Genomic DNA, 8,147 nt, shown 5'->3' with positions numbered 1-8,147 from the left:
GGCGACGTGCCTCATCGTGGCGGTTTCGGGGCGCTCAACGACCGTGCAGGGCGCACAGGGGGCCGCCGTGCTCATCGTTCTCCCTGTCGTTGGCGTTGTCGTAAGCCAGGCATCCGGGCTGATGCTCTTCGATACTGCTGTCGCACTCGGCGCCTCGGGAGTGTTGGTCGTGGTCGACACCGTCGTTTTTGCTCTGGTTGCCGGCAATATTCGCCGTGAGCGCATCCTCACCCATCTGTGACCGCCCGGTGGTTCTCGAGCCTCTACCGCGACGAGACAGTAGAGACCCAGCCGCTTTCGCGCTCGCGCACGGCTCCCTCGAGATCGAGCTCACCGAGCACTGCCTGAACCTCGGCGACGGCCAGGCCGGAACGCGCCGCGAGATCGGCAGTATCCCTGGGCGATCGCGGGGAAAGGGCATCGAGAACGCGCGTCGCAGCGGCCGACCGCGAACTATTCGTCGGGCCCTCCGACCCCGGCAAACCTGATCCCCCGTCGACGAGGTCGGCCATCTGCTGCGCCGTAGTGACGCACACTGCATCAAACTCTCGAATGAGCCGATGACACCCCGCCGACGCGGGACTCGTGACGGGTCCGGGAACCGCACCGAGGGGGCGGCCTAGAGCCGCAGCATGGCCAGCTGTGTTGAGCGAGCCCGACCGCTGACCGGCCTCGAGAACGACGGTGGCCTGACCCGTCGCGGCGATTAACCTGTTGCGCTGTAGGAATCTCCATTTGCTCGGCTGCGCACCGCAGGGCAGCTCAGAAATAACCGCTCCGCATTCCACCATTCGCGCGAGGAGGGCATCGTGCCCCGAGGGATAAAAGCGATCGACGCCACCGGCAAGAAAGGCGACGGTGACTCCCCGGCTAGCGAGCGCAGTTCGGTGAGCCATGCCATCGATTCCATAAGCAGCACCAGACACGATCGCGAATCCGCGATCGACGAGCCCAGCAGAGGCTTCCATGGTCACGTGCTCGCCGTATCCGGTGGCAGCCCGCGCACCGACGAGGGAGATGGAGCGGTCGAGCGCGGCGAGCGCCTCCTCCGTGCCCCTCACCCAGAGCGCGATGGGCGCATGGGGACCTAAATCGGCAAGGGAGGCTGGCCAGAGCGGGTCCCTGGGAGTAAGCAGACGCACCCCCAACCGCGCTGCCTGTGCGAGCGCGAGAAGCGCTGATGAGGAACGCAGGCGTGGCGTCCACCGATCGAGGGCCTTCGCGACATCGGCAGCACCTACGTCGTTCGGTGCCGCATCCGAATCGGCAATCTCCGCAGCAATTGACTCGGCAGGGGCACGATCAATGAGAACAGTCAACGCTCGGGCCGGGCCTAACGCCGCAATGAGCTCCCCTGCCACACGGTCACCCGGTTCAGCGATCCCCGACCAGCCCGCACGCGCGAAGATCTCCGCGGCCTCGTCTCCATCCGCTGCCGCAGCCACCGCCGAAACGTGGGCAGACACCTCGCTCGTGGCGAGTCCGAATATGGTCATGAAATACCTCTCCTCAGAAACAGGGCTCGCCCGATGTGGTCGGCACGAGGAGACGACGAACCATCGAGATCGGAGATGGTCCATGCGGTGCGCAGCACCCTGTCGTATCCGCGCATAGTGATGGCCCCTCTCTCGAGCGCTCGGTCGAGTGACGCCGTCGCGTTAGCAGGGGGTCGGTGCGCCGGGGCCCTGAGCCAGACCCCAGACACCCGAGAGTTGAGCCGCCACGGCGTCGCGCTCAGTCGCTCGGCAGCAGCAGCCCGCGCAAGAACAACCCGGCGCCGAGCATCCCCCGTGGTGACCCGCTGGCCGTCTTCGCTGAGCCGCATCTGAGCTGCGGTAATGCGGTTGACCCGCAACTGAATATCGATGCGATCGAGCAGCGGACCCGAGAGCCGAGCCAGGTATCGGCGACGCGCCGCGGGAGGGCACGTGCACTCAGCGTCGGCACCGCCGTAGTTGCCACAGGGGCAAGGGTTTGCGGCGAGTACGAGCTGGAATCGGCCCGGAAAACTAGCGACTGCATTCGCACGGTGGATCGTGATGGAGCCCGATTCAAGCGGCTGCCTGAGGGTATCGAGCACGGAGCTCGAGAACTCCGGAGCTTCGTCGAGAAAAAGAACTCCGTGGCAGGCCCGGGCCGCAGCGCCCGGCCGAATCACGCCGCTGCCACCGCCGACGAGTGACGCGGCGGTCGCGGTATGGTGCGGCGCCTCGAACGGAGGCCGCGCGTCGAGAGCACGGCCGACGCGGCGGCCAGAGAGTGACCGAAGGGAGCTCACCTCCAGCGCCTCGTCCGGCGTTAGGTCGGGAAGCAGGCCCGGGAGTCGCGCAGCAAGCATCGTCTTGCCCGCCCCGGGCGGGCCCAGCATGAAAAGGTGGTGCCCTCCCGCAGCCGCAACGACAAGCGCGTCGATCGATTCGGCGCCGCCCATGACATCGGCGAGGTCGGTGTCGTCGCGATCGTGGCCCTCCGCGACGGGAGCCGCGTGCAGAGCATCCACGGGTATGGGATCAAGCTCGCTGCCATGCCAGATTGCGGCGTCCCTGAGGGAGGCGACCCCCACGACTCTGATGCCGGGCACCAGTTCGGCTTCGTGCTGGTTGCCCACGGGCACCATGACCGTCGTCGATCCCGCCCTGGCCGCAGCGACGACGGACGGGAGGATGCCCACCGTCGGGCGCAGTCTGCCGTCGAGCCCCAGCTCCCCGAGATGCACAACAGAGGCGACCGACTCCGCCGAGACCGCTCCATCGGCGGCGAGCGACGCGAGCGCGATGGCAAGGTCGAAGGCCGAACCGTGTTTGGGCAGTGATGCGGGCGAGAGGTTAACGGTGATCTTGCGACTGGCCAGCGGGCATCCCGAGTTCGCCGCCGCAGCCCTAACGCGTTCGCGAGCTTCGCCGAGGGCGGCATCGGGCAGACCGATGATCGCAAAACCTGGCAGATTGCTCGAGATATCGGCCTCAACCTCGACGAGTTCACCGGCGAGACCGAGCAGCGCAACCGCATTGGTTCGTGCGACCGCCATCAGTGGATTCGCATGACGTGTTCGACGACCGGCACAGCTCCAGATCGCCGGAGAACCCCGATCGCATCGATGCGGATGCTGCGGCGTCGGAGGGCGGTGAGCTCAATGGGGTTCTGCTCGCACCAGGCGGCAGCGAGCCTGCGCAGCCGGGCGAGCTTCTGCGGGGTTATGGCCTCGAGCGGGTGGCCATATCGCAGGCTCGACCGGGTCTTGACCTCAACGAACACCGTGTCACGCCCATCGAACGCCACGATGTCGATCTCGCCCTGCTGGCAGCGCCAGTTTCTTTCGAGAATCGTGTATCCCGCCCTGGCAAGAAACGCCGCAGCGTGATTCTCACCCCACTCGCCTAGCTCATCCTTAGCGGACATAACCACCTCCTGCGTCGACTCTCTCCCTTGGGGACGGCGCAGATTGAGCAGAAGTCGATCGCGGTGGAACGGGCTATGACCGCTGTGGTGGGGAGGACAGAAGCCCAGACAATCTCACCTGATGTACAGGAGGGCGTGAATATGCTGAGCGGTTGTGACCTCAGAACGACGATCGGCCCGCCGAGACAGCCCTAGCTCGACTCCCGCCGAAACAGTAGCCCGGCATGGACGTTTGCCGCGCAATGGAACGGGCCGCGGCCTACTTCGCTTGGTAGCATCCGTCGCCGCCGTCGCCGTAGTCAGCACCGTATTCGTCGGCGGAGTAGCCGCCCTAAGCCTGACCAGCCAGCTCAAGCCGGGCATCGCGCTCGCGGGCGAAGAGACCGTTCCCGATATCGGCGCGATCGAAGGCGGAGTAAACCTGCTGCTCATCGGAAGCGACGGAGGGGAAGGCAACGCCGCTTATGGCAAACGCGAGGCCGAACTCAATGACGTCACAATGCTGATGCACATCTCTGAAGATCACACCAACGCCACGGTTATCAGCTTTCCCCGCGACCTTCTGGTCGACATTCCCGCCTGCACCGACGAGGACGGAAACCAGAACCGAGCCGTGACGTCGCAGAAGCTCAATAGCTCGCTCGGCCGCGGAGGCCTCGCCTGCACCGTGCTCACGGTCGAAAAGCTCACGGGACTCGAGATCCCCTATGCCGCCAAGATCGAGATGGACGGCGTGATCCAGATGTCGACCGCCGTCGGTGGCGTCGATGTCTGCGTAGGCACGGCCATCCGCGACCGTCAGATCGGCTTCAGCCTGGATGCCGGCGAGCACACGTTGGCCGGATGGGACGCACTGCAGTTTCTGCGCACCCGCTACGGAGTCGGCGACGGCAGTGACCTGAGCCGCAACGACAACCAGCGAGTCTTTCTCTCGGCCCTCGTGCGCAAGATCAAGAGCGAAGAGACCCTCTCCAATGTGGTGACCGTCTACGGGCTCGCCAAAGCCGCAATCAGCAATATGCAGATGTCGAACAGCCTGCAGAACGTGAACACCCTGGCCTCGATCGCGGTGGCCCTCAAAGACATTCCGCTCGACAGTGTGCTGTTCCTGCAGTACCCCGGGGCCATAGGAATGGCCGGAAGCCAGAGCGTAGTTGTGCCGAATAAGAAGGATGCCGCGGTGCTATTCGGCGCTATCAAGGCCGACCAGCAGCTCGCCATTACGGGTGGGCTCGGCAACGGTTCCCTGACGGATCCCACGGTGCCGGAGCCGGTCGAACCAGACGCAGCCGCTGGCGCGGATAACGAGGCGGGTGCCGGAGAAGGATCGGTCGACGCGGGGGCGAGCACTCCGCCAGAGTCGACGACCGAGCCAACAGCCCCGGCAATCATTGATCTGCCAGGAACGGTGAAGGGTCAAACCGCCGGCACTCTCACCTGCTCGGCGGGGCAATAGCCCGCAGAACGCAGCGGTCTGGGGGCTGCCCTGGACTTACTCGTCGAGCGCGAGCTCTTTAGGCAACTCAAGCTCTTTGGCGTTGAGTTCCTCGACGTTGACGTCTTTAAAGGTGAGCACCCTGACGGCTTTAACGAAGCGGTCAGAGCGGTAGACATCCCACACCCAGACATCCTTCATCGTCAGCTCAAAGTAGAAGTCATGCTCCGTGTCTTGACGGACCAGCTCGACCTCGTTGGCCAGATAGAAGCGCCGCTCGGTCTCGACGACATAGCGAAACTGCGACACAACATCGCGGTACTCGCGAAACAGCGCCAGCTCAACCTCGCGGTCGTAGTCTTCGAATTCGTCTTCGTCCATAGCGGTTCAATCCTACGCTCATCCCTGCGGCACCCGATGCCCCCGAAATCGACCGTAGACGAAGCTTCTGCTCGCTAGAGCGCGATCTCGAGTTGCGTCTTGAGCCAGGTGTGGCGGTGAAGCTCGCTAGGCCCGAGCCTGTCGATCGCCTCATAGTGCGCAGCGCTGCCATATCCCTTGTTGCCCGACCAGCCATAGCCGGGAATGCGCGTGTCCTCCGCGATCATGATGCGATCGCGATGCACCTTGGCCACGATGGACGCGGCCGAGACCGACGCGCAGTCCCGGTCGGCCTTCGTGCGCGTTTGCACCCTCAGCGGGTTGACGAGCGCGGGTGACAGCCAGTCGAAGTGACCATCGAGCAGGATTACAGAGTCGTGGATTGCAACGCCCGCCTCATGCAGGCTCATGAGAGCGCGCTTGCCAGCGAGGCCTAGGCACGCCGAGATTCCCAGGCGGTCAACCTCGTCCGCCGTAGCCAGCCCGACGGCACTAAACAGCGCCCAGTCGCGGGTGAGCGGCTCCAATTCATCCCGTCGCTTCTCGCTGAGCAGCTTCGAGTCACGCAGCCTCTCGGGGATCGGCGGCATGATCTCGGAGACCACCGCCATCCCTACCCCTACGGGACCTGCGATAGCCCCCCGACCGACTTCGTCGCATCCGATGACGAACCGTGCGCCTTGGCGGTGAAGATCGGCCTCAATCTCAAGAGTGGGTGCTGCGGCTGCCATCTCACTTGGCCAAGGGCTGGGCCCCGGCGACTCCTTCGAAGACTGTGGGGTAATTGTCGAGCCACGTCCAGCGCTCTGTGGGCCAGCTGATCATCACGGCACGCCCCACGACATTGTCAACCGGTACATAACCCTTGCTCGGGCCCGTCACGTTGCAGCGGGAATCGCAAGAGTTGTAGCGGTTGTCGCCCATAACCCAGAGTGAACCCTCGGGAACGGTGACGGCGAAGTCGTCTTTGGCGACCTTATTCACCCGGTCAGGAAGCTTGAGATAGGGCTCGTCCAGGGGAACACCATTGACAGACATCTGGCCGAAGGCATTGCAGCAGGCGACCTCGTCGCCCGGCAGGCCAATCACCCTCTTGATCAGGTGATCGTTGCTATCCGGTGCGCTAAATCCAATGAGTGCGAGGAACCAATCGAGCGCCTCCACCAGCGGCGGGCGCGTCTCCTCAGGAACCTGGGTGAGCCATCCGCCGGGGTCTCGGAACACGACGATGTCGCCCCGCTCCAGCTCGACCATGTCGGGAACCAACTGGTTCACGATGATGCGGTCGTTGATCTGGAGCGTGTTCTCCATCGACGACGACGGGATGTAAAACGACCGAACGAGAAAGGTCTTGATTCCCACCGAGATGATGATCGCGGCGATAAAGATGATCAGGAGATCGCGAAGAAAGAGCGCGACGCCGCGGCCTTTGCTGCGGCGTCTCGGAACGGCGGCGGAGTCTGCCTCCGCCGAAGAATTGTCTGTCATTAAACCCCTGAGCTCCCCACCAGTTTATGTGGTGGGGAGCTCGGTAAACCTCTGAGGGATCGGAACTAGCCCGAATTAGTTGTCGCGCTTTTCCTTGATCTTGGCCTTCTTGCCACGCAGTTCGCGCAGGTAGTAAAGCTTGGCGCGACGGACGTCACCGCGGGTGACGACCTCGATGCGGTCGATCACGGGCGAGTGCACCGGGAAGGTACGCTCTACGCCGACCTGAAAGCTGACCTTGCGAACCGTAAACGTCTCGCGAACGCCCTCGTTCTGGCGGCCGATGACGACGCCCTGGAAGACCTGAACACGGGAGCGGGTGCCCTCGATGATGTTGACGTGCACCTTGACGGTGTCACCGGCGCGGAACTCCGGAATGTCGGAACGGAGGGAAGCCGCGTCGACGGCGTCGAGAATATGCATTGTTGTTCGCTCTCTGCGACCGCCACAGGTCGACCGCGTTCTCGGTTCTGCAAGAAAGGGATGGTGCCATAAGACTGCAGACTCCCCTGTGGCAGAGTCGTGCGCAGGCACAAACACTCATTCTGCCACACGCAGCCCTGCGGTGCTAATTCGCCCGGAGGATGCGAACCGCGGCTAGACCTCAGGCGGGTCGATGCGGATGACCTGGCCAGCGAGCGGAGCGTCGGGTCGCGGGTGCGTCCTGCGATACTCCTGCGCCGAGGGAACCGAGATCTCGAAAGTGTCGATGGCCGACTGAACGCGGCGCTTAGTCTCCGACAGGAGCTGCCACACGGCACTCCAGAACGCCGCGAGGCCGACGAGGATCACGGGAATCGAGATCGCGCCGTGTTCGACCACCCCGGCGAGGATGATCGACAGGTACCAGGCAGACAGCAGCCCGAGGTCCCATGCCGAGGGGCCTCCCCCTTCGCGCACCGACTTGCGAAACCAGGTCACGGTCGCCACGATCGCCATAAAGACTCCGAGTGCGACACCGGACAGGGTTACCAGCGGTATCTGCCAGTCATCGACTCGCAGGATGAAGGCGCGGGCGAGGATAAGCCATAGGGGCAGCACAATGGCGGCCCCGAAGATGATCGGGACAAACAGACGGCGCGCAGACATGGCCTCACAGTAGTGGTCGGCGCTGGACGCCCGCCGAACGCGGTTAGTCGAGCGCCGGTGGCGGCAGCAGTTCGGGCCGCACGCTGCGGGTGCGTTCGATCTGCTGCTCGCGCCGCCACCGCGCGATCGCAGCGTGGTTGCCGCTCAGGAGCACAGGCGGCACCTCACGTTCGCGCCATACCGCAGGCTTGGTGTAGCTCGGGTACTCGAGTAGCCCGCCCTCGTGGCTCTCTTCAACGAGGCTCTCTGGGTTGCCGACAACGCCAGGAATGAGCCGACCGATGGCCTCGATCATGGCCATCGTGGCGACCTCTCCCCCGTTGAGGACATAGTCGCCGAGGCTTACGAGGCGAAC

10 protein-coding genes and 1 pseudogene are annotated in these 8,147 nt (G+C 64.2%); 2 read left to right on the top strand and 9 right to left on the bottom strand.

Features of this window, described 5'->3' with window-relative positions:
* On the top strand, positions 1-241 hold a 241-nt coding region (locus AC062T_RS02675; RefSeq protein ID WP_476027145.1), incomplete at its 5' end, for a hypothetical protein.
* A 22-nt stretch (positions 242-263) separates the two neighbouring features.
* Here AC062T_RS02675 and dprA read toward each other — a convergent pair.
* The 3 genes from dprA to AC062T_RS02660 are packed head-to-tail and all read right to left on the bottom strand — an operon-like array spanning position 264 to position 3,399.
* Positions 264-1,496, bottom strand: coding sequence for a DNA-processing protein DprA (dprA, locus tag AC062T_RS02670; RefSeq protein ID WP_476027143.1), 1,233 nt, complete (start codon positions 1,494-1,496; stop codon positions 264-266).
* Complete coding sequence (locus AC062T_RS02665; protein ID WP_476027141.1) at positions 1,493-3,028, bottom strand: YifB family Mg chelatase-like AAA ATPase; 1,536 nt, start codon at positions 3,026-3,028, stop codon at positions 1,493-1,495. Before AC062T_RS02665 ends, dprA begins: the two co-directional genes overlap by 4 nt.
* Positions 3,028-3,399 (bottom strand): YraN family protein, encoded by a 372-nt coding sequence (locus tag AC062T_RS02660; RefSeq protein WP_476027139.1) that lies wholly within the window; start codon positions 3,397-3,399, stop codon positions 3,028-3,030. The genes AC062T_RS02665 and AC062T_RS02660 overlap by 1 nt, the downstream gene beginning before the upstream one ends.
* A gap of 154 nt (positions 3,400-3,553) precedes the next feature.
* On the opposite strand from AC062T_RS02660, the gene AC062T_RS02655 reads away from it, so the two are divergent.
* A complete protein-coding gene (locus AC062T_RS02655; protein WP_476027137.1) occupies positions 3,554-4,855 on the top strand; it encodes an LCP family protein in 1,302 nt (433 codons plus the stop codon).
* 36 nt (positions 4,856-4,891) lie between these two features.
* Here the strand turns inward: AC062T_RS02655 and AC062T_RS02650 are convergent, their stop codons facing one another.
* From AC062T_RS02650 to AC062T_RS02625, 6 genes and pseudogenes are all read right to left on the bottom strand, one after another.
* Positions 4,892-5,215 (bottom strand): DUF2469 family protein, encoded by a 324-nt coding sequence (locus AC062T_RS02650; RefSeq protein WP_108517120.1) that lies wholly within the window; start codon positions 5,213-5,215, stop codon positions 4,892-4,894.
* A gap of 74 nt (positions 5,216-5,289) precedes the next feature.
* Positions 5,290-5,946, bottom strand: coding sequence for a ribonuclease HII (locus tag AC062T_RS02645; protein ID WP_108517122.1), 657 nt, complete (start codon positions 5,944-5,946; stop codon positions 5,290-5,292).
* A gap of 1 nt (position 5,947) precedes the next feature.
* The gene (gene lepB, locus AC062T_RS02640; protein WP_476027134.1) at positions 5,948-6,703 is read right to left on the bottom strand and encodes a signal peptidase I; all 756 of its coding nucleotides are present in this window, start codon (positions 6,701-6,703) and stop codon (positions 5,948-5,950) included.
* Between the two features lie 75 nt (positions 6,704-6,778).
* Positions 6,779-7,126 carry a 50S ribosomal protein L19 gene (rplS, locus tag AC062T_RS02635; RefSeq protein WP_108517126.1) on the bottom strand — a complete coding sequence of 116 codons (348 nt, stop codon included), beginning with the start codon at positions 7,124-7,126 and terminating at the stop codon, positions 6,779-6,781.
* 174 nt (positions 7,127-7,300) lie between these two features.
* Positions 7,301-7,792 (bottom strand): hypothetical protein, encoded by a 492-nt coding sequence (locus tag AC062T_RS02630; protein ID WP_476027131.1) that lies wholly within the window; start codon positions 7,790-7,792, stop codon positions 7,301-7,303.
* Positions 7,793-7,835: 43 nt separating this feature from the next.
* Positions 7,836-8,147: pseudogene (locus tag AC062T_RS02625) on the bottom strand (tRNA (guanosine(37)-N1)-methyltransferase TrmD); the annotation flags it as partial.

Source organism: Homoserinimonas sp., assembly GCF_056262345.1.
The sequence above is the reverse complement of the archived record's forward strand: the minus strand, read 5'-3'. Positions and strand labels throughout refer to the sequence as shown.

Bases quoted from the DNA above. Each gene is read 5' to 3' on its own strand.
- dprA (WP_476027143.1), bottom strand. From the start codon at position 1,496: ATGACCATATTCGGACTCGCCACGAGCGAGGTGTCTGCCCACGTTTCG.
- AC062T_RS02665 (WP_476027141.1), bottom strand. From the start codon at position 3,028: ATGGCGGTCGCACGAACCAATGCGGTTGCGCTGCTCGGTCTCGCCGGT.
- AC062T_RS02660 (WP_476027139.1), bottom strand. From the start codon at position 3,399: ATGTCCGCTAAGGATGAGCTAGGCGAGTGGGGTGAGAATCACGCTGCG.
- AC062T_RS02650 (WP_108517120.1), bottom strand. From the start codon at position 5,215: ATGGACGAAGACGAATTCGAAGACTACGACCGCGAGGTTGAGCTGGCG.
- AC062T_RS02645 (WP_108517122.1), bottom strand. From the start codon at position 5,946: ATGGCAGCCGCAGCACCCACTCTTGAGATTGAGGCCGATCTTCACCGC.
- lepB (WP_476027134.1), bottom strand. From the start codon at position 6,703: ATGACAGACAATTCTTCGGCGGAGGCAGACTCCGCCGCCGTTCCGAGA.
- rplS (WP_108517126.1), bottom strand. From the start codon at position 7,126: ATGCATATTCTCGACGCCGTCGACGCGGCTTCCCTCCGTTCCGACATT.
- AC062T_RS02630 (WP_476027131.1), bottom strand. From the start codon at position 7,792: ATGTCTGCGCGCCGTCTGTTTGTCCCGATCATCTTCGGGGCCGCCATT.